The 24,498-nt window shown below is 39.4% G+C and carries 21 protein-coding genes; 10 read left to right on the top strand and 11 right to left on the bottom strand.

All coding sequences use genetic code 11. From position 1 onward, the window contains the following. Nucleotides 1-26: 26 nt before the first annotated feature. Entirely contained in the window at nucleotides 27-1,001 is a 975-nt protein-coding gene (locus tag F0919_RS16770) for an ROK family protein (protein ID WP_150033944.1), read from the bottom strand. A 31-nt stretch (nucleotides 1,002-1,032) separates the two neighbouring features. Between F0919_RS16770 and F0919_RS16775 the strand changes: the two genes are divergently transcribed. The 4 genes from F0919_RS16775 to F0919_RS16790 all read left to right on the top strand — a co-directional run bounded on the left by F0919_RS16775 (nucleotide 1,033) and on the right by F0919_RS16790 (nucleotide 4,513). Next, nucleotides 1,033-2,337 carry a sugar MFS transporter gene (locus F0919_RS16775; RefSeq protein WP_235903538.1) on the top strand — a complete coding sequence of 435 codons (1,305 nt, stop codon included), beginning with the start codon at nucleotides 1,033-1,035 and terminating at the stop codon, nucleotides 2,335-2,337. Between the two features lie 98 nt (nucleotides 2,338-2,435). After that, nucleotides 2,436-3,263 (top strand): hypothetical protein, encoded by an 828-nt coding sequence (locus tag F0919_RS16780; RefSeq protein ID WP_150033945.1) that lies wholly within the window; start codon nucleotides 2,436-2,438, stop codon nucleotides 3,261-3,263. A gap of 31 nt (nucleotides 3,264-3,294) precedes the next feature. Beyond that, nucleotides 3,295-3,738 (top strand): VOC family protein, encoded by a 444-nt coding sequence (locus F0919_RS16785; protein ID WP_150033946.1) that lies wholly within the window; start codon nucleotides 3,295-3,297, stop codon nucleotides 3,736-3,738. Nucleotides 3,739-3,742: 4 nt separating this feature from the next. Further along, entirely contained in the window at nucleotides 3,743-4,513 is a 771-nt protein-coding gene (locus tag F0919_RS16790) for a class I SAM-dependent methyltransferase (RefSeq protein ID WP_190277421.1), read from the top strand. Nucleotides 4,514-4,541: 28 nt separating this feature from the next. On the opposite strand, the gene F0919_RS16795 is transcribed toward F0919_RS16790, so the two are convergent. The 4 genes from F0919_RS16795 to F0919_RS16810 form a co-directional block, all read right to left on the bottom strand. Beyond that, nucleotides 4,542-5,048 carry a GNAT family N-acetyltransferase gene (locus F0919_RS16795; RefSeq protein ID WP_150033948.1) on the bottom strand — a complete coding sequence of 169 codons (507 nt, stop codon included), beginning with the start codon at nucleotides 5,046-5,048 and terminating at the stop codon, nucleotides 4,542-4,544. Beyond that, complete coding sequence (locus F0919_RS16800) at nucleotides 5,038-5,595, bottom strand: GNAT family N-acetyltransferase (RefSeq protein WP_150033949.1); 558 nt, start codon at nucleotides 5,593-5,595, stop codon at nucleotides 5,038-5,040. Before F0919_RS16800 ends, F0919_RS16795 begins: the two co-directional genes overlap by 11 nt. A 145-nt stretch (nucleotides 5,596-5,740) precedes the next feature. Continuing rightward, nucleotides 5,741-8,515: a fibronectin type III domain-containing protein gene (locus F0919_RS16805; protein ID WP_150033950.1), complete on the bottom strand. Its 2,775-nt coding sequence runs from the start codon at nucleotides 8,513-8,515 to the stop codon at nucleotides 5,741-5,743. Between the two features lie 224 nt (nucleotides 8,516-8,739). Continuing rightward, nucleotides 8,740-11,139: an Ig-like domain-containing protein gene (locus F0919_RS16810; RefSeq protein ID WP_150033951.1), complete on the bottom strand. Its 2,400-nt coding sequence runs from the start codon at nucleotides 11,137-11,139 to the stop codon at nucleotides 8,740-8,742. Between the two features lie 217 nt (nucleotides 11,140-11,356). On the opposite strand from F0919_RS16810, the gene F0919_RS16815 reads away from it, so the two are divergent. The 6 genes from F0919_RS16815 (at nucleotide 11,357) to F0919_RS16840 (ending at nucleotide 18,123) form a co-directional block, all read left to right on the top strand. Beyond that, complete coding sequence (locus F0919_RS16815) at nucleotides 11,357-11,689, top strand: DUF4406 domain-containing protein (protein WP_150033952.1); 333 nt, start codon at nucleotides 11,357-11,359, stop codon at nucleotides 11,687-11,689. A gap of 49 nt (nucleotides 11,690-11,738) precedes the next feature. Continuing rightward, on the top strand, nucleotides 11,739-12,302 hold the full coding sequence (locus F0919_RS16820) for a GNAT family N-acetyltransferase (protein ID WP_150033953.1): 564 nt from the start codon (nucleotides 11,739-11,741) through the stop codon (nucleotides 12,300-12,302). A 29-nt stretch (nucleotides 12,303-12,331) separates the two neighbouring features. Next, nucleotides 12,332-13,447 carry an acyltransferase family protein gene (locus tag F0919_RS16825; RefSeq protein ID WP_150033954.1) on the top strand — a complete coding sequence of 372 codons (1,116 nt, stop codon included), beginning with the start codon at nucleotides 12,332-12,334 and terminating at the stop codon, nucleotides 13,445-13,447. After that, nucleotides 13,440-14,162, top strand: coding sequence for a phytanoyl-CoA dioxygenase family protein (locus F0919_RS16830; protein ID WP_150033955.1), 723 nt, complete (start codon nucleotides 13,440-13,442; stop codon nucleotides 14,160-14,162). Before F0919_RS16825 ends, F0919_RS16830 begins: the two co-directional genes overlap by 8 nt. A 141-nt stretch (nucleotides 14,163-14,303) precedes the next feature. After that, nucleotides 14,304-15,482, top strand: coding sequence for a hypothetical protein (locus tag F0919_RS16835; protein ID WP_150033956.1), 1,179 nt, complete (start codon nucleotides 14,304-14,306; stop codon nucleotides 15,480-15,482). 151 nt (nucleotides 15,483-15,633) lie between these two features. After that, the gene (locus F0919_RS16840; RefSeq protein ID WP_150033957.1) at nucleotides 15,634-18,123 is read left to right on the top strand and encodes a hybrid sensor histidine kinase/response regulator; all 2,490 of its coding nucleotides are present in this window, start codon (nucleotides 15,634-15,636) and stop codon (nucleotides 18,121-18,123) included. Nucleotides 18,124-18,199: 76 nt separating this feature from the next. Here the strand turns inward: F0919_RS16840 and F0919_RS16845 are convergent, their stop codons facing one another. From F0919_RS16845 to F0919_RS16870, 6 genes are all read right to left on the bottom strand, one after another. Further along, nucleotides 18,200-18,715: a DUF2911 domain-containing protein gene (locus tag F0919_RS16845; protein ID WP_235903539.1), complete on the bottom strand. Its 516-nt coding sequence runs from the start codon at nucleotides 18,713-18,715 to the stop codon at nucleotides 18,200-18,202. Nucleotides 18,716-18,814: 99 nt separating this feature from the next. Next, complete coding sequence (locus F0919_RS16850) at nucleotides 18,815-19,135, bottom strand: hypothetical protein (RefSeq protein WP_150033958.1); 321 nt, start codon at nucleotides 19,133-19,135, stop codon at nucleotides 18,815-18,817. A gap of 98 nt (nucleotides 19,136-19,233) precedes the next feature. Continuing rightward, nucleotides 19,234-19,770 carry a YceI family protein gene (locus F0919_RS16855; RefSeq protein WP_150033959.1) on the bottom strand — a complete coding sequence of 179 codons (537 nt, stop codon included), beginning with the start codon at nucleotides 19,768-19,770 and terminating at the stop codon, nucleotides 19,234-19,236. 416 nt (nucleotides 19,771-20,186) lie between these two features. After that, nucleotides 20,187-21,065: a pirin family protein gene (locus tag F0919_RS16860; protein WP_150033960.1), complete on the bottom strand. Its 879-nt coding sequence runs from the start codon at nucleotides 21,063-21,065 to the stop codon at nucleotides 20,187-20,189. Nucleotides 21,066-21,286: 221 nt separating this feature from the next. Then, the gene (locus F0919_RS16865; protein ID WP_150033961.1) at nucleotides 21,287-21,757 is read right to left on the bottom strand and encodes a hypothetical protein; all 471 of its coding nucleotides are present in this window, start codon (nucleotides 21,755-21,757) and stop codon (nucleotides 21,287-21,289) included. Between the two features lie 28 nt (nucleotides 21,758-21,785). Then, nucleotides 21,786-24,413 (bottom strand): valine--tRNA ligase, encoded by a 2,628-nt coding sequence (locus tag F0919_RS16870; RefSeq protein WP_150033962.1) that lies wholly within the window; start codon nucleotides 24,411-24,413, stop codon nucleotides 21,786-21,788. Nucleotides 24,414-24,498 lie beyond the last annotated feature (85 nt).

Raw genomic sequence — 24,498 nt, forward strand, 5'->3', positions numbered from 1 at the left:
CTTTTTTCACGAAATCTCCTGAAATATTATTCCCAGGCCAAGGCTGCTGCACCTAAAATAGCTGCATCTCTTTCAGATAAGCCGGAAGGAATAATGTCAATTTTATTTTTATAGATGCTTAATAAGTTCTCTTCCATGTATTTTTTAGTTGGCTCCAATATAAAATCGCCTGCTTTTGCAAGGCCGCCAAATAAAATAATGGCTTGCGGACTGGTATAAGCTACTGCATCTGCCAATGTCTGGCCTAATATTCTTCCTGTAAAATCAAATATAGCAGTTGCGGTTGGATCTCCCTCCAACGCTGCTTTATGAATGCCACTTGAAGTAATTTCCGCTCCTCCTTTATAGATTGGCAATAACCAGTTCTCCGGCATTGTGCTTTCATCTTCTGTTGAGGCTTCAAGCATTTCATGAGCGGTAAGCACAATTCCTGTAGCTGAAGAATAGCGTTCCAGACAACCCCGTCTCCCGCAATTACACAATCTGCCGTCACGCACTGCTATTACATGTCCTAATTCGCCTGCAAAGCCATCGTGTCCGTATATCAGTTGTCCGTTGGCCACAAAACCGCTACCCAGACCGGTACCCAGCGTTATCATAATGAAATTCTTCATGCCTTTTGCTGCACCGTAGGTCATTTCTCCTATTGCCGAAGCATTCGCATCATTGGTAATGGTTGCAGGAAGGTCGAAAGCATCTTCAAGCAATTGACGCAAAGGAATAACTTCCTTCCATGGCAGATTGGGCGCAGGCTGTATTTCGCCGGTATAATAATTTGCATTGGGCGCGCCCGCACCGATTCCCTTTATTTCATCCCGGCCAAAATGGTTGATATGCGATTCGAGACATGCTTTAATAGCCTTTACAAAATGAGCCGGCGTAGCATAATCTGCAGTTTTTATATGCTCCTCAACCAATATTTCGCCATGACGGTTAACAATGCCACTGGTTGTATTGGTACCACCTATATCTATTCCTATTGAAAATTTTTTGGGCTGCATGTTGGTTATTTGAAAAAAGGCTTTAAGTTTAATGCCTGATATAAGAATCTTTATGGGAGACAATAATACAAAAAATAAAAGTTACGGATTTGCGCTTTTCCTCATCGGATGTTTATTTTTCATTTTCGGTTTCATTACCTGGAGCAACAGTCAATTGATACCTTATCTGAAGATCGCCTGCCAGTTGAGTGACACACAATCTTATTATGTGGCAAGCGCTTTCTTTGCGGCTTATTTTGTAATGTCTGTCCCCTCTTCTTTTGTATTGAAAGCTACAGGATTTAAAAAAGGTATGTCATTGGGCTTGCTGATAATGGCTTTGGGTGCTTTGTTGTTTATTCCTGCCGCCAAAGACCGTAATTATGCTTTGTTTCTGACCGGGTTGTTTATCATTGGCACCGGGCTTGCTTTACTGCAAACAGCTTCCAATCCTTATGTCACTGTTTTGGGTCCGATTGAAAGCGCAGCAAGCCGCATCAGCATTATGGGCATCTGCAATAAAGTAGCAGGCATATTGGCCGTGTATGTTTTAGGAAGCATTACACTTAATAATGTGGATGCGTTGAAAGCAAAATTATTGACTTTAAGCCCTGCTGAAAAAAATATTGAATTGAATGCATTAGCGTCAAAAGTTATCGGGCCTTATACCATTATTGCAATTGTATTGGCAGCATTGGCTATTATTTTGTATTTCATTCATTTGCCTGAAATCAAAGATGAAGAAAATGTTGTTGAAGAAATTGCTGAGATAAAACAAAAGACTATCTGGAGTTATCCGCACATGCTTTTAGGGGCTTTGGCCATTTTCTTTTATGTAGGTGTAGAGGTAATCAGTTATGATACATTTGCAGGTTTCGGGGAGGCTTTGGGCTATTCGCTTGATACGGCAAAACATTTTGCGACTTATACCGGTTATGGTCTTTTGGCGGGTTATGTTTTCAGCATATTTGCCATTCCGGCAATTATTGATCAAAGAAAAGCATTAATTATAGCGACCCTGTTAAGCATGTTGATGGTATTACTTTCTATGTTTACAAAAGGGATTCCCGCTGTGGTTTGTTTTGCTTTATTAGGGTTTACCAATTCTGTTATGTGGCCTGCTATATGGCCTTTAGCATTGACCGGTGTCGGTAAGTTCACCAAATTAGGAGGCGCATTATTGGTGATGTGTATTGTGGGAGGTGCGGTATTGCCGCCATTGTATGCAAAGCTTGCAGAACAAATGGGTTCAAAACAACTGGGCTATGTGATAATGATCCCCTGCTACCTGTATATACTTTACTTTGCCGTAAAAGGATATAAGCTCAAAAACATATCAACGTCAACCGGGAAATAGACAATAGATAAATGCTGTTGTAATGATATCCTGAAATTGAGATACATTGACGATCTTGTGAATCCTTATATTGTCGGCTATTATTGTCAAACCTGATTATGACATTTACACAATATTTAAAAGTCCAATTGACGGATTTTGTAGATACTTATAAGAAGTACTATTTAAAAACCAATGGAACAACAATCATCTTTACATTAATCACTTTTCTTTTCATTGCACTGCTCTTTCATTTCAGCATTTTTGATGAAACAAACGCTAAGAAAACAATCAGCTTACTGAGTTATTTTTTTGTCCGTTATAGCGTTGCGGATACTTATAGTATTGTTGACCTGTCAAAAACCGTATTTATCTTCTTTGTTTCAATATTTTCTATATCCTTGGTAAAACTGGAAAGAAACAAAACGGCTATAAATGATTTTAATTTTTCACACTTTCTCAAAAACATTAGCGGAAAAGCCTTAGGATATTTATTGGCAGCTATGTTAATCTGTATAGTTGCAGACTATTTTTTATTCAGGTTAGATAGTTTATCAATAAAAAATTACGGTGGTTCACCTTCAACCAAATGGCTGCATGGAATGTTATTCATGTTAAGGGTTTATATTCCGTTGATTATATTCTCTATTACCAACTATATAGTTTTGACGGGACATGCAGGTAAGTTAAATTTCAAAAACATGCTTTATCTTTTTACAAGTTTATGGATGTTTAATGAATTTGCTTATGAATGTTCGCTATTCGTACGTGGACATATATTTGACCTGATTTTGCTTCCGTTTTCAGAAGACAATCATTATTTAATAGAAAGTTTTTTGGGAGTTGTATTAGTTGCGTTTTATTTTTTAGGTTACCATGTTGCAATGACACATTCAATCATTTTACTGAATACGGAAGAACAAACACCGGCCTCACAGATCAGTTAAGGAAATTTTGAAACAATAAAACGGAAAACAAATGTTATACTGTACACCATTTCTTTTATTTGACGGCAATTGCGCCGAGGCAATGACTTTTTATCAGGAATGCCTTGGTGGAGAACTTACTTTGACAAAGCTTGGCGATACGCCCATGAAAGATCAGCTTCCCCCGGAGAAACATAACAGGATCATCAATGCGCAACTCAAAAGCGGCGCTATCAATTTTTCAGCCACAGACTGGATGGCGTCTCCAACACTTGAACCTAAACAAGGTAATACTTTCAGCATATTTGTTGTCGGCACTGTTTATGATGAATTAAAAACAATTTTTGATAAGCTTTCCGAAGGCGCGGATAAAGATAAAAGGACTTTTATTGAATTACATGATATGCCGTTCGGAACTTACGGACAATTCACCGACAAATTCGGTGTTGCCTGGATTTTCAAAGGGGAAAAGAATAGCGGGAATAAAGACAGCTGATAAAATGAACTACTTTAATCCAAAGACAGCTGCAGAACGTTATGCAAATGGCCGCCCCGATTTCCATAGCAATACCATCATGCATATCAAAGATTATCTGCATCTTGATAAAAAACTTAATAGCGCATTAGACATTGCATGCGGCACCGGGCTTTCAACCAAAGCGCTTTTAGAGATAGCAACTAATGTTTACGGAACGGATCTCTCTCCGGAAATGCTTAAGCTTGCATTGCAGTCCGACAAAATTACCTATGCAATTGCACCCGCTGAACAACAACCTTTTGCAGATAACAGCTTTGATTTAATCACAGTAAGTTCAGGTATTCATTGGTTTGACATTGACAAATTTCTTATCGAAGCAAGCCGGCTCTTAAAAAGTAAATCCTGGCTTGTGCTTTATGAAAATCATTTTATTTCCGAGATGATTGGCAATGATAATTTTACGCATTGGTTTCCCGATATTTATCTGAAAAAATTCCCTTCACCGCCCCGCAATGATGCCTATGCCTGGACAAATGAAAATCTTATCTCAAAGCATCTAAGCTTCATCGGAGAAGAAAATTTTAAGAATGCTGTAAGACTAACCAAGAAACAACTTGTTTTATATTTTACTACACAGAGTAATATTATTGCGGCTGTTGAAAGCAAAGAAACAACTTATGAACAAGTTGAAGATTGGTTAAATGAGGAGCTTGTACCGTTTTTTGACAACGACGACACAATTCAAACCATTCATTACGGAAATTGGATTAAGTATATACAACGAACAAACTGACAAGTACTACAGCTTTCGCCAAAGTATCCTATACATTTAGTGTCAATTCATAACAATGAAATGGCAAAGTTCTTCCGGTAAAATTCACTTCCCCTCTTTTTTCATACCCTCTGTTCTCATAAAAACGCAATACTCTTTCATTGCCGCTGTAAGCATCCAGCTTTACAGAAGTATAACCATTCTCCTTTGCATAGTTCTCGGCAAAGTCCATCAACATGCGCGCCAATCCCTGTTTCTGGTTGTTGGGATGAACAGCAAGGCGGTGGATAACCAAAGATTTCCCTTCCTTATCTGACCAGGGAATTTTATTGTATTCAGGCTCCTCTATATCACTAATATTGATTACTCCGAGGCTTTTTCCATTATGGTTGAGGCTATGCAGATAGCCGTTTCCGATATCTCCTGAAATATGATGAATAGTAGGATAATTGTCCGTCCATTGAAAAATATGCGCCAACTCCATTGAAAGTTTACATTCAATGAAAATTCTGAAAATCTCTTTTAATTGAGAAGGATTTGCTTTTTCAATCCTCATTTTTGATTATATTTTTGTTAAACTCTTCTTCTAAAATGGCATAGCTGTAACTGTCTTTCCACATGCCTCTTATCGGCAAGTCCTTTCTGCACATTCCTTCACGTATCATACCTGCTTTCTCGATTACCCTCGCAGAAGCTATATTTTCAACAGCACACCCTGCTTCAATCCGGTGAAGATGCAAATGATTAAAACCAAATTCCAGTATTTTTATCAATGCTTCTGTAGTATAACCTCTGTTCCAATAATCTTTATGTATTTTGAACCAGACTTCTGCCCTTCTGAGTTTCGGTCTTCCCTTATTAATCGCAATAAGTCCTATGAACCGATTGCTTTCATTCAGTTCAATACAAAATACATACTGACTTCTCGGTTCAGGATATTTTTCCGCCAGCCAGTTATTTAATAATTCTTCCGTTACCTGTAAATTTTCGGGAATTCCTAATGTATTGAACTCATCTGTTTCAGGTAAAGAATGAAGTGCATGAATATTATGAAGATCGCCTGATTGCAGCTCTCTGATGTTTAACCTTTCAGTTTGTAGCATTGGTGATAGAGGTATTAGAATGTTGGTAATTTAGTTACAAAAGCACTTCACTAAATTATGTTTTTTTGACTAACTGCAAACTTCATAAATAAAGGGAGCAATATTGCTCCCTTTATTTATTTTATAACATACAAATTCAAAATTCTTATTTTACTATTTCTATCTGCTGGTTCACAAAACCTTTATCTGTAAGTACTCTTACAAAGTATACACCTGAACTGAAACTTTCAACAGACAATTGGTGCATGGCTTTTGAATCTGCCTTTTGATGATAAACCATGGCACCAACAGCGTTAAAGAGCATCACGTCCTGCATTTCATAATCTGCATTTTTATTGCTGATGTTCAATACTGATTTTGCAGGATTAGGATAGATACTCAAACTGAAATTGGTTTTGTTGATATTTGCTGTTCCTGTTGTCAGGTCAACATTGATTACCTGGCTGAGCGAGAAATCCGTACAATCATTATATACCTTCAATGTTACATTGTAATGGTCCGATGCCGCAAACACATGCGTCGGGTTCATGGCTGTTACCAATGGCGAGCCGTCGCCAAAATCCCATTCAAATGAATTTACGTTTGTAGGGTTCAAAGGATAGAACTCCACTTTGCCCAGCTCGTCATAGAACCTCGGGATGAAACTGAAACCTTCTGTCCGTGGTTCCGGTAAGAATGCAATGTGCATGCTGTCCTTATTTACACAGGAATATGGCGTGGTTACTGTCACTAAATATTTTCCGGAATCGGAAGCATTAATAGTCTGGCTTGTTGCACCTGTATTCCATAAATAACTGTAACCCGGATTGCCTGCATCGAGTACCAATACAACCGATTCGCAGATGGTGGTATCGTTGCCAAGGTTATCCACAGGCAGGGGACGCATTTTTACATATGTGCTGCTGGTAAGCTTGCAATGGTTGGTACTGGTGATGACAACAGAACGTGTGCCGCCGGTGTCTACATTAAGCGTCTGTGTGGTAGCTCCGCCCGGTGTCCATACAAATGTGCTTCCCGTGTTTGCTGCATTCAGGGTGGTTTCATTTCCTGCACACAAATTAGTTGTATCAGGAAGGTTGTTTACAGGTGCAATGCCCGGTATAATCAAAATAGTGTCCCTCTTCGAGCATCCGTTTACGGTAACGTTTACGATATACTGTCCGACTGCATTGGTGCTGATAGTTTGTGTGGTTTGTCCGCCCGGCGACCAGAGATAGCTTCCGCCTGCATTGCCTGCATTCAGCGTAAGCGAAATACCCGGACAAAGTGTGGTATCAGGGCCAAGGTTAACGGTTGGTATAGGCCTGATGGTTGCTACTACTGCCTGCCGTGGCGTGCTTTCACAGGTTCCTGAAATGGCTGAGATATAATAAGTAGTCGTTACGCTGATGGAAGGTGTGGTGAAAGAGTTGCCTGTAGCCAGAGCCGTTCCTCCTGTTGCAGCAGGATACCATTTGATGGATGCTCCTGAAGTCGTGGTTGCCTCAAGTATTACAGGGCCTGTACCGCAATGAAAGCTGTCTTTCTTTGAAACTACGGATGGTGCACTACAAAGAGTTGTAAAGTTGGTAACAGGCGACCATGAACTCGTATCTCCTGCCGAACAGATGATTCTTACATAATAATCATAAGAGGTCAAAGCTGTTAAAGGCGGATTTAATGTGTATGGCTTTGTTGTCGTAAAAATAGAAGTACCCGCCGTATTTACATTGAACCCCGCCGCACCATATTTAATCTGATAGTTAAGCGGAGTGCCTGCATTCGTCCAGTTTAAAGAAGCAGATGTCGAAGTAATGCTTGTAGCTGTCGGTGAGGTAGGAGGCGGGCAAGTCGAAGTTGTAGTAAAATTTGCAACAGGTGACCATGCACTTGTATCTCCTGCCGAGCAAATTGCTCTTACATAAAAGGAATAAGAAGTAACAGCCGTTAAAGGCGGGTTTAATGTATATGGCTTGGTTGGTGTAAAAATGGAAGTACCCGCTGTATTGACATTGAAGCCCGGAGCACCATATTTAATCTGATAATTAATTGGCGTACCTGTTTGTGTCCAGTTCAGAGATGCCGTTGTTGCCGTAATGCTTGTAGCGGTCGGAGCAGTCGGTGCCGCACAGATAGTAGTAGTAAAATTTGTAACCGGCGACCATAAACTGGTATCTCCTGCAGCGCAAATGGCCCTTACATAATAATCATAAGAAGTGCCGGGAGTTAAAGGAGGATTGAGTGTATAAGGTTTGGTTGGCGTAAATATAGAGGTGCCTGCTGTATTTACATTAAAGCCGGTAGCACCATATTTAATCTGATAATTTATTGGCGTACCTGTTTGTGCCCAGTTTAAAGAAGCACTGGTATTGGTAATACTGGTAGCAGTAGGAGTCGTAGGCGCCGCACAGGTTGCACTTGAAGAAACGATTAAAGTGTAATCTTCCGTCTCGTTACCCGGTAATGCTCCGCAAGGTACCAGTGTGTTTGTATTATAATCGCGGAGATTTCTTACCCGCATTCTCTTATTACCGGATGTTGAGCCAGACCAAACGGTAATCGTGGCTGTCATTGTATTGATCCCTGTAGATAACAGATAAGAATATGCTGTTTCATTAGCATCATCAAAATCTCCATCATTATTATAATCTATCCAAACAGCCCATTTATAGGTAAAGCTTGTCAGTGCACCGGCAACAGCCGTCATTGTAAAACTACCACCTGCAGCAGCTGTTACATTCATCGTTGTAAAGTCACCATAACCATTAGTGGAATATCCACTCGAAAGGTTTGAAATATTTGTTGTACCTCCTGTTGTCGAAACACTAAGAATAGACCAGGTATCACCAGCCCCAGACGGGGTACAATAAGTTTGAGCCTGCGTGTACGATGATGCAATCATCACGAAGAACAACAAAAGAAGAGCGTAAATCTTTTTCATCCAGTTAAATTTTGTGGTTAATGGTTAATCTTGTAATTAAAAAATGGTTAAATCTTTCGCTTAAAGATAATATCTAAATTCAGATTTTCAAATGTTATTATAATCTAAATTCCGATATGAAAAAGACAGGTATTAAAATTTTCATGTTGGGTAAAATCATTTTTTACACAAAAAAGGCGATTTCATTTCTGAAATCGCCTTTTTAAACCACATTTGAGATTATCTTACTTTACCACCTGTACCTGCTGGTTCACAAAACCTTTATTGGTAAGTACCCTTACAAAGTACACGCCGGAACTCAGGCTTTCGACAGACAACTGATGCATGGCTTTTGAATCTGCTCTTTGGTGATAAACCATAGCACCAACAGCATTAAAGAGCATTACATCCTGCATTTCATAATCCGCATCTTTATTGCTGATGTTCAATACTGATTTTGCAGGGTTCGGATAAATATTCAGGCTGAAATTATTTTTATTGATGGTTGCAGTTCCTGTCGGAAGATCAACATTAATTACCTGGCTGAGCGAAAAATCCGTACAGTCGTTATATACCTTCAATGTTACATTGTAATGGCCCGATGCTGCAAATACATGCACAGGGTTCATGGCTGTCACCAATGGCGAGCCATCGCCGAAATCCCATTCAAATGAATTTACGTTTGTAGGGTTCAGGGGATAGAATTCTACCTTGCCCAGTTCATCATAGAACCTCGGTATAAAGCTGAAACCCTCTGTCCTTGGGGAAGGAAGGAAAGCAATATGCGTGCTGTCCGTGTTTTTGCAGGAATAAGGTGTGGTTACCACAACTACATAGCTGCCCGAATCTGCCGTGCTGATAGTTTGCGTAGTAGCACCTGTGTTCCATAAATAACTGTAACCCGGGTTGCCAGCATCCAGTATCAGTACAACCGATTCGCAGATGGTGGTATCGTTGCCAAGGTTATCCACAGGCAGGGGACGCATTTTTACATAAGTACTGCTGGTAAGCTTGCAATGGTTGGTACTGGTGATAACAACAGAACGTGTGCCACCGGTGTCTACATTAAGCGTCTGTGTGGTAGCTCCACCCGGTGTCCATACAAATGTGCTTCCCGTGTTTGCTGCATTCAGGGTCGTTTCATTTCCTGCACACAAATTAGTTGTATCAGGAAGGTTGTTTACAGGTGCAATACCCGGTATAATCAAAATAGTGTCCCTCTTCGAGCATCCGTTTACGGTAACGTTTACAATATACTGTCCGACTGCATTAGTGCTGATAGTTTGTGTGGTTTGTCCGCCCGGCGACCAGAGATAGCTTCCGCCTGCATTACCTGCATTCAGCGTAAGCGAAACACCCGGACAAAGCGTGGTATCAGGGCCAAGGTTAACCGTTGGTATAGGCCTGATGGTTGCTACTACTGCCTGCCGTGGCGTGCTTTCACAGGTTCCTGAAATAGCTGAGATATAATAAGTAGTCGTTACGCTGATGGAAGGTGTGGTGAAAGAGTTGCCTGTAGCCAAAGCCGTTCCTCCTGTTGCTGCCGGATACCATTTGATGGATGCTCCGGAAGTTGTGGTTGCTTCAAGTATTACGGGGCCTGTACCGCAATGGAAACTGTCCTTCTTTGAAACTACGGATGGCGCATTACAGGCAGTCGTGAAATTCTTAACTACAGACCATGCGCTCGTATCCCCCACGGCGCAAATGGCGCGCACATAGTAATCATAAGAAGTAGCTGTGGTCAAAGGGGGATTTAAAGTATAAGGCTTGGTTGATGTATAGATAGAAGTGCCGCCGGTAGCTACAGGAAAACCCGGAGCGCCGTATTTTATCTGCCATTGACTTGGTGTACCTGTTTGTGTCCAGTCCAGGCTTGCAGTTGTTGTGGTAATACTGTTTGCCTGAAGCGCAGTAGGAGCGGCACAGGTTACTGTAACAGCAGGCTGATTTATGCTTACGGCAAAAATATTTAAAACTACATTTGCACCAACAGTCCTTGTAAACTGTATGCTTTGTATCAACTTTGTCTGATTGGCAGTATTTATAGCAATACTGTATTGATACAGGTTAGGGCCATTAACAGCACTACTTAAAATATTGGTACCGCGATCAATTCGTTGAAAGCCTGTCAGCGCTACATTTGCTCCGCCAAACCAATCATCCACAATAATTCCTGTTTGTGTCTGGTTGGTACCATCTGTGAAATTAATCTGAGCAGTCATTGTGCTGCTCCCGTTTCCTGTAATAGCACAAATATATACTGTTTGAGCTGCCATTGCGGTTTGAAAAGTAAGTGTAGCGGGAGCATTATTAGTAGCAATTCTTAAATCATTATTTGCAGAATAATCACCGAGTTGAAAAGTAAGCCCCGTGGTAGCTGCACTATTAACAATTCCATTTGCAGGCAATCCTGTTGTACAGGGAGTTGAGGAGGATGTTTGTTGCCAGCCGTTACTTACATAGGCATCATTAAATGCATCGCAATCACCTGTTGTTGTAACCAAGCCGGTACCTATTCCATTTGCTATTACATCAGTAGTATATCCGGCGGTTACTGTAAGGGGTACATAGGCAGCATGGGTATTCTGTTCCAATGCTAATCCCGTAAGCAAAAAAAGAAGAAAGCGTAATGTGTACTTCATGAATACTTTAAATTAAAAATCTGGTTAATTGGTTAATCGTAGATCCTACCAAAGATAGCACCAGATTGTAACATACAACAAACAAAAACATGTAGTTCTGTAAACATTTTTTTCAAAAAAAAATCCGGGATTATATTCTATCTTTAATCAGCGCCATTTTGTTTTTAAAAACACGGCATAATGCAAGCAATTTTTCAATTTTCTCAATTAATTTATAATGATAATCGGAGTCGCGGGCCCATATTCCGCCGAAACAGAAGCACAAAGACAAAAGAATCTTGACACAATGAATATTGCAGCAGCAAGACTTCTGGAGCTTGGTCATATTCCGGTCATTGGAATGAATGCGGCATTACCTGTTATCGAAAAAGCAAGTGGCGGAGACAGGTATAAGCATATCATGGATATTTCCCTTGCAGTTATCGGAGCCTGTGATGCTTTATTATTATTGGCAGAAAGTAAGGGTGCTAATATGGAACGTGATTTAATACTATCGAAAGGCCGGCCGGTATTCAGGACTATTGAAGAAGTAATTCACTACGAGCAATAGAATTATTTAATCTAAAGTTGACACAAAACCGCCATATACATTTTAAACAATGCAAGCACTTCATTCAAAACTAATACTGGAAGGACAGGAAACCACAAGACTTATATTCAGAAATGTTCAACAGGATGATTTCAATACCTGGCTTCGATTTTGTGAGGATCCAGGTTCGCTTCAATATTTCTGGTTTGCCGATGGTATTGAGGATCCGAAAGAAAAATGCAGAATATGGTTTGAAAGAGTATTTAACCGGTATAAAAATGAAATGGGTTGCCTGAATATACTAATTGACAAAACTTCAGGCGAGCTTGTGGGCAAATGCGGTTTACTGATTCAGACTGTTGATGATGTTAAGGAACTTGAGATTGGCTATTCCATTATGCCGCAACACCGGAAAAAAGGATATGCTTTTGAAGCTGCAAAATATTGCAGGGACTATGCATTCCATAATAATCTTGCCGATAGCCTGATTTCAATAATCCACACCGAAAATGCAAATTCCGCAAATGTTGCAGTTAAAAACGGCATGAAAATAGATAAGCAAACAATGTTTAACAGCAGTTATCTTGTAAATATTTTCAGGATCACAAAAGAAGAATGGAAACAATTGCAGTAAACATTTTCACCGGCTAAAGATCCCACACTTTGAACCCTGATACACCCACCAGATTATATGGCCTTGATCATTTAAGGACATTGGCAATAGTATTCGTTTTTATCTTTCACTACAGCATATTAAGCGAAGGACAACCGGAATGGCTCTTTTCCATAGCCCGTTTCGGCTGGACAGGCGTTGATCTGTTCTTTGTACTAAGTGGCTTTTTGATTTCCTCACAATTATTTTCCCAGATAAAAAAGGAAAACAGCATTGCTTTCGGCGCTTTCTTTATAAAAAGATTTTTAAGAATATTACCTGCTTATTGGTTCGTAATAGCTATTTATTTTTGCTTCCCTATTTTTCATGAGAAAGAAGCTTTACCGCCTTTATGGAAATTCCTGACTTTTACTCAGAACTTAAACCTTGACATAAGCAAAACAGGAACTTTTTCGCATGCATGGTCACTGTGTGTGGAAGAACATTTTTACCTCCTGCTACCTGTTATGCTGGGCTTGTTGTTATTACTGAAAAAATTCCGGAGTTCTTACTGGTTATTGGCAGCCTTATTCATAGCAGGCTTTTTTGTCAGATGGTACAGTTACGACATTCTGTATGCACCAAACTTAAAACAGGATAACCATTGGATGTACTGGTACAAATATATCTACTACCCTACTTACAATCGTCTGGACGGGCTACTGACCGGTGTTTTCATCGCTGCTGTCTATAAATTCCGCCCGCATTTCTGGAGCAGCATTTCCAAGTATGGTAATGCATTTATTCTTTTAAGCTTAGTCATATTAACAGGCGCTTACTTCCTCTGTGAAGACCAGCAAACATTTCATGCTTCTGTATTTGGGTTTCCATTAATAGCTATCGGATATGGAAGTATGCTTACAGGTGCCATCAGCCCTTCCTTCTTTTTATACAAATGGCAATCAAAAACAACTACATGGATAGCAACGCTTTCCTATGCACTGTATTTATCGCATAAAGGTGTTGTGCATATTACACAGCAATTGCTGGAAAGTTATAACCTGAATGCAAACCTTATTTTTATAACTTGCACTTTGGCTTGTATTGCAGGAGCAATTATGTTGAACCGCCTCATAGAAAGGCCATTTATGAAACTAAGAAGCAAGTTGATTAAGACACATGAGTAAACATGGAGATTTAAAAGCTATACTTGAACAGGAAGGATTCGCTGTTATACCTGATTTCTTTACAAAAGAAGAAACGGCACAAATACTTTCAGTAATAACGAATGCCGACACAACGCGGCCAACATTCAGAAAAGCAAAAGATCTTTTTGCCATAAGGCAATTTCTAAAAGAAATACCCGAAGTAACCGGAAAGATTTTCAACGATAAACTCAAAAATTTTATTTCAGAGGTATTCGGTAATAAATATTTTGTTGTCAAATCTATATACTTTGATAAACCGGGCCAATCCAATTGGTTTGTCGCATATCATCAGGATCTTACTATTTCTGTTGACAGGAAATCGGAGATCCCCGGCTTTGGTCCCTGGACTACTAAGCAAAACCAGTTTGCGGTGCAACCACCGTTGGAATTATTACAAGGTAATTTTACAATGCGTATTCACCTTGATGATACTGATGAAAACAATGGTGCGCTAAAAGTTATTCCCCACTCACATGCGAAGGGGCTTTACAGGCCTGAAACCATTGATCGGAATATTGAAACGGAAACTATTTGCAATGTTCCTGAAGGAGGCATTATGCTGATGAAACCATTATTATTACACGCTTCAGGAAAAACAACCAATGACAGGAAACGACGGGTGATTCATATTGAATATAGCAGCAGCAATCTACCCGATGATTTGAATTGGTCTGAACAGTACGCAATCTTCTAAAATCTTACCTAACTGTTATTAACTATAAATAAATGTCTGATTTATAGAAAGGAATATGTCTTTATTTATTTTTACAGGAATACAGCGACCTTCTTCAGCTGTAACCGGTAATACAATATCTGACTCCTTAAAATCAACATTATGCAATTAAAATTTCTATGCATTATTATTTTCACAGCTTTTTTTGCTGTTCAAAACACATCCGGACAAAAAAATGATGTAATCATTTTACCGGATATTTATTTGCCAAGAGATACTACAGAGAAAAACGAACTATTGACATCTCTGCAGTCATTTCTTTTACAAGTCCCGAAAGCCAACAAAGACAATGCTTTTGTATCTGCTACAGATTTATTGGAAACATCCGCACTTCTGGACGAAATGAAAGACATAGAAATGAATGAAGCATTAAAAGAGGAGCATTTCTATAAACCTTACCTGAATAATGTCGTGGCAATGACTGATACAGATTTCATTATCCAGCTGTCATACATCGGCATTAAAGATAATAATGCCGATCTCCGTGCAAGCTTTACGCTTCTGGCAAAGAAAAGAGCAGGGAAGTTTTATTTCAGCAGCCCGCTAAAGCAAAATACCATATCATGGAAGCAAGTAAAACTTGGTAATGCAACCGTGTTTTATAAGAATACATTGAATACTGCAAATGCCGAAAAGTATTTTAATACAATAGCAACTTATGACCGGAAACTTCAGGCACCAAAGAAACCTCTGGAGTTTTATTGTGCAGATAATTTCCATGAAGTGCTGCAATTATTGGGAATCGATTACAAATCAGATTACAACGGCTTCAGACGCAATACGATTAGCGCAACAGAAAATAACACCAGTATAAGTATAAATGGTATGTTGACTTCTGATTTTACAAATTTTGATCCGCATGATCTCTGGCATGACAGATTGCATCATGTTGTCTCTACCGACAGTATTAACAGGCCTGTCGATGAAGGCACTGCTTATTGGTATGGTGGCGGTAGCTGGGGTTTGACATGGGCTGAAATAACGACAAGGTTTAAAACGTTTATTGCCTCTAACCCAAATGCAGACTGGCTTAAATTGTATAATGAAAGTGTTGTATTCAACAAAGAAAAGAATGCGCCATTAAATGTGGATTATATGATAAATGCTTTGTTCGTGCGTAAAATTGAAAAAGAAAAAGGCTTTGATGCCGTAATAACACTACTTAGTTGCGGTAAAAAGGAAAAAGACAATGAAAACTATTTTGAAGCTTTAAAAAAAATAACCGGTATCGACAAAGAGCATTTCAATGAAGCCGTATGGAAGTTAATTAAGGAAATTTAATCTCCACAATTGCCAATTTGGCAAAAGATTATCAATTTCAATAAAAACAAAACAGCCGAATTGCGCTATTCCCTTTATTTTTGAAGTACAACATAAAACAATTCCGGTTGGCTTATGTTTTAAACCGGAATAACCAACAGTAATAAAGCCGATGCAGGATAAGAGTTTCATCAACTCCATAAGGGGAAAAATTATAGTTGCATTTTTGATTAGTCTTATTGCACTGATTGGTTCCTATGTCGTAAATAAAATGGCTTTCGGAGAAATTCACGAATCCGTTGAAAACCTTTCCAACCCGGGCCGTAAACTGATAGCGGTAAACGGCATTTTTCTCGAGATGAACGAATCGGAAAAATCGTTCCGTAACCTGGTCATTAACGACCAGTCGTTCAAGTCATTTATAACACATTCTGAAAACATGAAATTGTTTTCGGATTCGCTGCGTCTGCTGTGTCACGACAACTATTATCAGGTTAAGCTTATTGATTCCATCAGCAAATTTCTGGACATCAGGGAGCAGCTATTGCTTAACTACGTAGAGTTCAGGCGCGCATTGAAAAGCAACAATAATATCTTCAAACAAACCAAACTGCTGGATTCTATTATTTCTGTCCAAAGAGCAAAAGTAGATAGCGTTGTATTCATTAATGAACAAAAAAACACTACGACCAGAATTGATTCGGTTGCGGTTAACAGAGAGAGCGAAAAGAAAGGGTTTTTCAGGAAATTATTCGGCGCAGCAAAGAAAGAGCCTGAAAAAATGCAGCAGATTATCCAACGTGAAACTAATGTGCAAACTGACACCATTATCCATTTAAAGAAAGATGAAATTTCGGCGGAGGTACAACAGATTATAAGTGATATTGAAAAGGAACAAAACATCAGGCGCAAACGTTTTTTCAACAGAGAAACAGAGCTTGCTGCGTTTGAAAATTCGTTCAACAACAAAATCACAAGCCTGCTTTCAGAAGTACAAAAAGATATTATTCATCAGACCGGATTAACAAATTCACAGGCGGAGGAGAGCATTAACCGGAGCAGCATACGCATCTATGTTATTATTGCTGCTTTCTTTTTATTTGCCGCCATACTTTTTGTTTTGATGCTGACAGATGTTACTAAAAGCAATAAATACAGGCAGCTGCTGGAACGTGCCAAAGAAGAAGCGGAGTTTCACAGCCTTTCCCGCCAGCGTTTCTTATCCAACATGAGCCATGAAATAAGGACGCCGCTGCAGTCTATTATCGGATATTCGGAACAGATAAATGAACAGCAGCAACCTGATAAAAATTATATTGATGCCATTCAACATTCATCCAAACATCTGTTGCATGTCATTAATGAAATACTGGATTATGACAGCATCAATTCGGGTAAATTCATTTTTGAGAAAAAGGATTTTGAGATCAGGCAGACTGTATCGGATGTAATAAGCATCTTAAGCTTTCAGGCAAATAAAAAAGGCATTGAGTTAAAATGTAATCAGATAACTGAAAATCAGATTAACGGCGACGCGCACAGGCTGAAGCAGATTTTACTGAACCTTGTAGGTAATGCCATTAAATTTACCGACAAAGGTTATGTATCGTTAGATGTACAACATCAGATAACCGGGAATAAAGAAAATTATATCTTCAAAGTTCAGGATACCGGCATTGGCATTCCGTTTGATATGCAGGATAAAATCTTTGAACAATTTGAACAGATAAACCTGCCTTTTGAGCAACGGTATAAAGGAACCGGCCTCGGATTAAGTATTGTAAAAGCCCTGGTAGAAGGCCAGGGCGGACATATTGAAGTTGAAAGTGAACCGGATAAAGGCGCTTGTTTTACATTCCGGATTGCTTATGATAAGGCAGTGAATCCTGTTGCAATCACTGACAGCGTCGCATTGCCGCAGTCCGCTTACAGTGGTAATGTATGGCTGGTGGATGATGATAACCTCATATTGCAACTTTGTTCGGATATATTAAAAAAGCATGGCATTCGCTATACAGCTTTCCATTCGGCAGAAGCCCTGATGAATTATGATGCCGGAGAAATGCCTGACATCATCCTGGTAGATATAAGAATGCCGGGTATGAATGGCATTCAGCTATTCGACAATATCAGAAAGAAATACGGAACCTCTGTAAAAGTAATAGCACTGACCGCACAGGCATTACCCGAAGAAAGAGCTGAAATACTGGCGCATGGCTTTAATGACATTCTATTAAAGCCTTTTAAGGAATCGGATTTAATGTCTCTGTTTCATGTGAGTACGGCTAATGCACCGATTACAAATACCAGGCAACCTTTCAGGTTCCTGAACACAACAGCTTTGGAAAACATGCTTTCAGGAAACAAGGACGATCTGATAAGCATATTACAGCAATACAAAACAGATACGGCAGAAGATATGCTGTCAGTCGAAACGTGTCTTTCCGGTGATACATCTGAACTGAGCCTGTTGCTGCACAGGCTTTCAGGCCGTACTTCGCAGATTGGCTCAAAAGAACTGGGCATGCAATTGAGGAAACTGGAAATTGAAACACACAATACGCCGGAATTTGTAAACAAGAAGAAAATTGAACACGTACTTACGGATGTTAAGTTTTTACTGAAGGAAATAGAGGAGAAAATCAGCATACTTGGCAGCTGATAATAAAGACATATCCATAATAAAAACCCGCAAACCTTTATTGGTTTGCGGGTTTTTATTATTAAAAGAGAAAAGGTTATTTTTTCTTTAGAGGCACTTTCACTTGTGTCTTATCCCATGTGAAAACCATAAAATCTTTTTCAAAACTGATAGTGAATTTTTCAACCTCTTTATTCAGTTTCGCAACAGGTTCTTTTACGTCCAATACGTTTTTGTCTTTGTTCTGATCGTATTCAAATGCGCCTTTTTGTGCAGGAACGCTATTCAATATTACAGTCCATTCATTTTCTTCAGGAATAGTAAAAAGGGCATAAGTACCTTTCTTAACCTCTTTACCTGCAAAAATCACGTCAGTGCTGAATGTGACATCGGTAGATTTGTTAGCGCCCGTTCTCCATACCTGGCCATAAGGCACTAACTCGCCGAATATAACGCGGCCTCTTTTGGAAGGCTGGCTGTAAGACACAGATGCAAAACTATTTTTTGCAGAGGTTAATGGACTTTTTGGTGGTTCTTTCTTTGCTTCCTGAGCTGAAACATTCATCATGAAGGCAGCCATCAACATGGTGCATAATGCGGCAATTCTTTTCATTGCTTTATGAAATTATTTTGGTTAATAATGGCATAAAGATAAGGCATGCGGTTGCTTCCGCTATGTTAAAATAAAGATATTAACTTCACAATGAGAAGATTAGTTCATCAACGGGGAAGCATGGTTTAAAGCTTCCATGATTTCGCCGGAAAGCAGCCCGCTGCCGCCACCGTAATGTTGTACAATAGTAACCTGAGGGAAACGGTTTTCAATATAAGACCGCAAATCCTGCTCACCTTCCGGTTCGATGCCGCAGCCAAGCAATACGATTTCATATTTGGTATTACCAAGCTCATCTTTTGCTTCATCAATAGTATCGGTACCTTTGCCAAACCAGTTTTCGTGGTTATTAATAAGTCTCACCACCGTTTCTAAAATATCTTTGTGCTTTCCTACATAAAGGATTTTTATCTTTTCCATTCCGCCGGTTATTAAAGATGAAAACAGATAAAAGCTTTTTGCTTTATCTGATAAAAGAACAGGCAATCTTTTAATAATGAAGATTGCCTGTTTTATTATTATGATTGTTTTACTAATTGCACTTCTATATTCAATTTCACCTCTTCGCTCAATAATATGCCTCCGTTATCCAGCACTGCGTTGTAAGCCAATCCCCATTCTTTACGGGTGATTTTGCCGGTAATGCTGAACCCTGCTTTGATATTACCCCAGGGATCTTTCATAAGCCCGCCGTATTCAACATCCAGCGTAACAGGTTTTGTAACACCATGCATTGTCAAATCACCTACCAGTTTATAATCGCCTTCATCCACTTTTGTGAAAGAAGTCCCTTTGAACTGAATTTTAGAAAATTGTGCTGCGTCAAAAAAATCGGGGCTTAAAAGATGGTTGTCACGGTCGGTATTACCGGTAGAAATGGAATCGACAGCAGCTTCAAAATTTATATTCGCCGTACCGAAATCGTCGTCATTTGTTGTGATTTCGGCACTGAAATTGTTGAATTTTCCGGATACGTTTGTAAACATCATGTGTTTAACTTTAAATCCGATTTCGCTGTGTGCAGGGTCTATGGCCCAATTTGTGTTAGTTGACATTGTTGTTGTTTTTAATTTTAATGTTATTGATTGAAATTTTGTTGTTGTTATCTGTTATTCAGTAGGCATTTTTTATTCTTCACTAATCCTTATAGGTTTTAAAAACCTATAAGGATTGTATACAGATATAGGCATCTCTACTATAATATATAGGTAAACATACTATAATGTATAGTCATTTTACTATAACCTATGGTTCAATTTGCTATAACGTATATTCATTTCACTACAAAGTATGGTAGAGTCTACTATAATGTATAGGTAAATCCACTATAAAGTATGGTAGAGTCTGCTACAATGTATAGGCAAATCTACTATAATGTATAGTTGAGTCTGCTATAATGTATAGGTAAAGCTATTATAATGCATAGTTGATTATACTATATTGTATAGCCAATTTACCTGCTTATTGTTCACTAACCAATACTCATGGGCACTTCCATTAATAATACTTCAGCATCAGGAGTCAACGAACTGATATGGATCTGTTCCGTGTCCCAAATACCGATGCCGTCTCTTGTATTTATTTCGTGTCCGTCAATCATCATTTTACCGCTCAACAGAAATACGTAAACGCCATTGCCTTTGGATTTGACAGCATAGGTTTCATTGACATCTTTATCAAATTTCCCCAGATGAAACCATGCATTCTGATGAATCCAAACGCCTTCGTCATCAGCATTCGGCGACAGTATCTGCTGTAATTTATTGTGCCTGTCCTCCAAATTTAGCGTTATATGATCGTAGCGCGGTGTTACGTTTTTCTTATTCGGGAAAACCCATATCTGCAGGAATCTGGTAAGCTTATCTTTATTCTTATTGTATTCGCTGTGGAAGATACCGGTACCCGCACTCATGGCCTGAATATCGCCATTTCTGATAACCGTTGTATTACCCATACTGTCTTTATGTTCCAAATCTCCCTCCAGAGGAATGGAAATGATTTCCATATTATCATGCGGATGTGTGCCAAAGCCCATACCGGGATCTACACGATCGTCGTTCAAAACCCTTAACACGCCAAAATGCATTCTTTCGGGGTTATAATAATTGGCGAAGCTGAAAGAGTGGTAGCTGTCAAGCCAGCCATGATTAGCATGGCCTCTTGTCTCTGCGTGGTGAATCACTACATTGGGATTTGCTTCTGTTTGTTTGCCCGGAAGATGATCAGCATCCATTGATTCCAATTGTTTCAGTTCATCGATATCATTTGTTATAACATTATCGGAAGCTTTACCGGCAACAAACATTCCTGTACCCATTAAGCCTTTCTTTATAAATTCGTTGTTTTCCATTTTGCTGTTGTTTTATAAATGTAAAATTCGAAAGATTTCAGAACCTGAACATTGAACTAAGACAAGAAATAAATGGCTTTGTTTTGTTTAGTTTGATTTCCTTTTCAAGAACAAAATTCCGACAAGTCCGGATAATGAGCATTGAACCAGGACAAGAAATAAAACAAAAAGAGATGCAGTTTTATCTGAATCTCTTTTGCAGGTTTTTAATAATAGGATGATTATTTTGTAAGAATCAATTTCAACGGCAAAGAATGATACCTGGCTGCGCCTGTGTCAGCAACAGAGGCCATTACATCAAAATAATAAACCGTATCGCCGTATTTAATGCGTTCTTTAAGGCTATTGACATAATATTCCGGTAATTTTCCATTTTCACTTTCTGCGGTATAATAGTCTGTCATGATTCTTAAGGTACCTGTGCTGTCTTCATAAGCACCACGTTCTGCATAGGTAAAACTATAACTTGCAACTGCATGCAAAACGCCCTGACTGTCTTTTGAAACCAATGGTTGCTTCATTAAAGATTCAAATTCCTTCGCAGAGATTTTACCATTGCCGGCAAGTCCGCCTGCAAGAAAGGTGCTTCCTTTGAAATCAATCTTTTTCTTCTTGGCAGCCGGATTGGTTTGAAAACTAAAAGCTGCAAACAACGTTATGGTCAATAATAATATGCCCGGGTACTTTTTCATTCAAGCAAAATTTAGGTTCGCTAATTTATCAATTTTCCATCAGACTTAAGCTTTCTTCAAGGGTTTTAATTTTTGCCAAAGCATCTTCCTGTTTCTTTCTTTCGTTTGCAAGTACTTCGGGTTTGGCATTTGCAACAAATTTTTCATTGCTCAGTTTCTTATCTACACTTATTAAAAAGCCTTGCAGGTATTTCAACTCTTCGGCCATTTTATCGCGTTGTGCTTCCACATTTACTTCCGCATGGCTCTGGATATAAACTTTTTCTGTTTGTACCACCATAGCCATCGTTCCGGCAACTGCTTCCTTGGTTTGTTCCAACTTATCTGCATTTACCTGACGTTGTAAAATATTGCCTGCCGATTTATAAAAAGTATCATTATCGGAATCTATAAATAAAGAAATGACATCTTTCGGCTTCAACTGATTTTTATTGCGGGCATCTCTGATGGCGGTGATCATTTGCTGTAACAATTGGCCATGCTGCAATGCGGTATCATTGTTCGCTTTTACTTCCGGTAATTGTCTAACGATTAAATCGCTCGCTTGTTCGCGTAACAAATGGAAAATCTCTTCTGTCAGGAACGGCATAAATGGATTCAATAATTGCAGCAAATCTTCGAAAATATCTAAAGTCTGCTCATAAACCTTTTGGTTCATAGGCTCATTCAGCGCAGGTTTTACCCATTCCAGATACCAGGAACAGAAATCATCCCAGATTAAAGAATAGGTTACTTTCAATGCTTCGCTCAATTTGAAATCGGCAAACAAGCCCTCAATATGCTGACGCGCTTCGTTAATTCTTGCCTGCATCCAATCAATGGCAAACTGGCTTTGGTTATCGTCTGTCTTATCGGCATCTAAGCGGCCTTCCCACATTTTGATCAGCTTCAGGGCGTTCCATATTTTGTTGGAAAAATTACGTCCCTGGTCCAAAAATGCTTCATCATACAGAATATCGCTGCCTGCAGGTGAAGAAATCATTACGCTGAAACGAACGATATCGGCACCATAATCTTCAATGAGTTGTAACAAATCAGGTGAATTACCCAATTGCTTACTCATTTTTCTTCCCTGCTTATCGCGGATGATGCCGGTGAAATAAACCTGCTCAAACGGTTTCTTGCCTTTGAATTCATAACCAGCCATTACCATACGTGCCACCCAGAAGAAAATAATATCCGGGCCTGTTACCAAAGTCTGCGTAGGATAATAATAATCCAGTTCTTTATTATCAGCATCTTCATTCCAGCCAAAAACCTGTAAAGGCCATAGCCAGCTTGAAAACCAGGTATCCAGTACATCTTCTTCCTGACGCAGCTCGTCAATATTGGAATTTGGGTTTTGGAGTTTGTATTTTTCAATTGCTTCTGCTTCTGTTTCGGCTACATAGATATTTCCTTTCTTATCGTACCATGCCGGAATGCGCTGCCCCCACCAAAGCTGACGGCTGATGCACCAGTCTTTAATATTGCCCATCCAGTGACGATACAAATTCTTGAACTTGGAAGGATAAAAATCTATCTCGCCATCCATAACCGCATCCAAAGCAGGTTTCGCCATATTTTCCATATCGCACCACCATTGCATAGACAACCTCGGCTCAATTACCGCACCGGTTCTTTCCGATACGCCTACCTGATTGGTATAATCTTCCTGCTTTACGAAATTGCCGGAAGCTTTAAGGTCTTCTACAATCTTTTTGCGCACTGTAAAACGGTCTTCGCCGATATATAGCTGAGCAGCTTCGCTTAAGGTTCCGTTCGGGTTTAAGGTATCAACAACTTCCAGCTGATGTTTCTGGCCAAGATTATAGTCATTAATATCATGTGCAGGCGTAACTTTCAAAGCGCCCGTACCAAAGGCCATATCAATATAATCGTCAAAGATGATAGGGATGCGGCGGTTGATTAACGGTACAAAGCAGAACTTTTCTTTCAGATGCGCATAACGTTCATCGTCAGGATGCACACAGATGGCCGTGTCGCCCAAAATGGTTTCAGGGCGAACGGTTGCTATAGTGATATATTCTTCTTTCTCGCTGTCAATTTTGTATTGAACGTAGGTTAGTTTGCTGTTGGTTTCTTTGTGCAATACTTCTTCATCGCTCAAAGCAGTCAATGCCTGAGGATCCCAGTTGATCATCTTTACGCCACGGTAAATATTGCCTTTGTTATAAAGCTCTACAAACACACGGATAACTGCTTTGTAATAAGCATCATCCATAGTAAAGTTTACACGGTTCCAGTCCAGCGAGCAACCCAATTTCTTTAATTGTTGCAGGATGATGCCGCCGTATTTATCTTTCCATTCGTAAGCATATTTCAAAAATTCATCGCGGCTCAGGTCATTCTTATCAATGCCTTTTTCTTTCAGCATGTTTACTACTTTCGCTTCCGTAGCGATGGAGGCGTGGTCGGTGCCCGGCACCCAGCAAGTATTAAAGCCCTGCATTTTTGCACGGCGCAACAAAATATCCTGAACAGTATTGTTCAAAGCATGTCCCATGTGCAGCACGCCTGTTACATTGGGCGGCGGAATGACTATGGTATAAGCCGGTCTTTCATCCGGTACACTATTGAAGTATCCTTTGTTGTTCCAATATTCGTACCATTTCTGTTCAATGGCCTGTGGTTCGTAATTTTTGCTAAGTTCCATGTTAAAAAATCAAGGAAGCAAAAATAGGGAATTAAATGCCTCTCCCCAACCTTCTGTGAGCAGAGCATGATTAAAAACTAAAGGA

The organism is Taibaiella lutea, assembly GCF_008629695.1.
Lineage (GTDB): Bacteria > Bacteroidota > Bacteroidia > Chitinophagales > Chitinophagaceae > Taibaiella > Taibaiella lutea.

Coding starts and splice junctions, on each gene's coding strand:
- F0919_RS16770 (WP_150033944.1), bottom strand. CDS start 1,001: ATGCAGCCCAAAAAATTTTCAATAGGAATAGATATAGGTGGTACCAAT.
- F0919_RS16775 (WP_235903538.1), top strand. CDS start 1,033: ATGCCTGATATAAGAATCTTTATGGGAGACAATAATACAAAAAATAAA.
- F0919_RS16780 (WP_150033945.1), top strand. CDS start 2,436: ATGACATTTACACAATATTTAAAAGTCCAATTGACGGATTTTGTAGAT.
- F0919_RS16785 (WP_150033946.1), top strand. CDS start 3,295: ATGTTATACTGTACACCATTTCTTTTATTTGACGGCAATTGCGCCGAG.
- F0919_RS16790 (WP_190277421.1), top strand. CDS start 3,743: ATGAACTACTTTAATCCAAAGACAGCTGCAGAACGTTATGCAAATGGC.
- F0919_RS16795 (WP_150033948.1), bottom strand. CDS start 5,048: ATGAGGATTGAAAAAGCAAATCCTTCTCAATTAAAAGAGATTTTCAGA.
- F0919_RS16800 (WP_150033949.1), bottom strand. CDS start 5,595: ATGCTACAAACTGAAAGGTTAAACATCAGAGAGCTGCAATCAGGCGAT.
- F0919_RS16805 (WP_150033950.1), bottom strand. CDS start 8,515: ATGAAAAAGATTTACGCTCTTCTTTTGTTGTTCTTCGTGATGATTGCA.
- F0919_RS16810 (WP_150033951.1), bottom strand. CDS start 11,139: ATGAAGTACACATTACGCTTTCTTCTTTTTTTGCTTACGGGATTAGCA.
- F0919_RS16815 (WP_150033952.1), top strand. CDS start 11,357: ATGATAATCGGAGTCGCGGGCCCATATTCCGCCGAAACAGAAGCACAA.
- F0919_RS16820 (WP_150033953.1), top strand. CDS start 11,739: ATGCAAGCACTTCATTCAAAACTAATACTGGAAGGACAGGAAACCACA.
- F0919_RS16830 (WP_150033955.1), top strand. CDS start 13,440: ATGAGTAAACATGGAGATTTAAAAGCTATACTTGAACAGGAAGGATTC.
- F0919_RS16835 (WP_150033956.1), top strand. CDS start 14,304: ATGCAATTAAAATTTCTATGCATTATTATTTTCACAGCTTTTTTTGCT.
- F0919_RS16840 (WP_150033957.1), top strand. CDS start 15,634: ATGCAGGATAAGAGTTTCATCAACTCCATAAGGGGAAAAATTATAGTT.
- F0919_RS16845 (WP_235903539.1), bottom strand. CDS start 18,715: ATGAAAAGAATTGCCGCATTATGCACCATGTTGATGGCTGCCTTCATG.
- F0919_RS16850 (WP_150033958.1), bottom strand. CDS start 19,135: ATGGAAAAGATAAAAATCCTTTATGTAGGAAAGCACAAAGATATTTTA.
- F0919_RS16855 (WP_150033959.1), bottom strand. CDS start 19,770: ATGTCAACTAACACAAATTGGGCCATAGACCCTGCACACAGCGAAATC.
- F0919_RS16860 (WP_150033960.1), bottom strand. CDS start 21,065: ATGGAAAACAACGAATTTATAAAGAAAGGCTTAATGGGTACAGGAATG.
- F0919_RS16865 (WP_150033961.1), bottom strand. CDS start 21,757: ATGAAAAAGTACCCGGGCATATTATTATTGACCATAACGTTGTTTGCA.
- F0919_RS16870 (WP_150033962.1), bottom strand. CDS start 24,413: ATGGAACTTAGCAAAAATTACGAACCACAGGCCATTGAACAGAAATGG.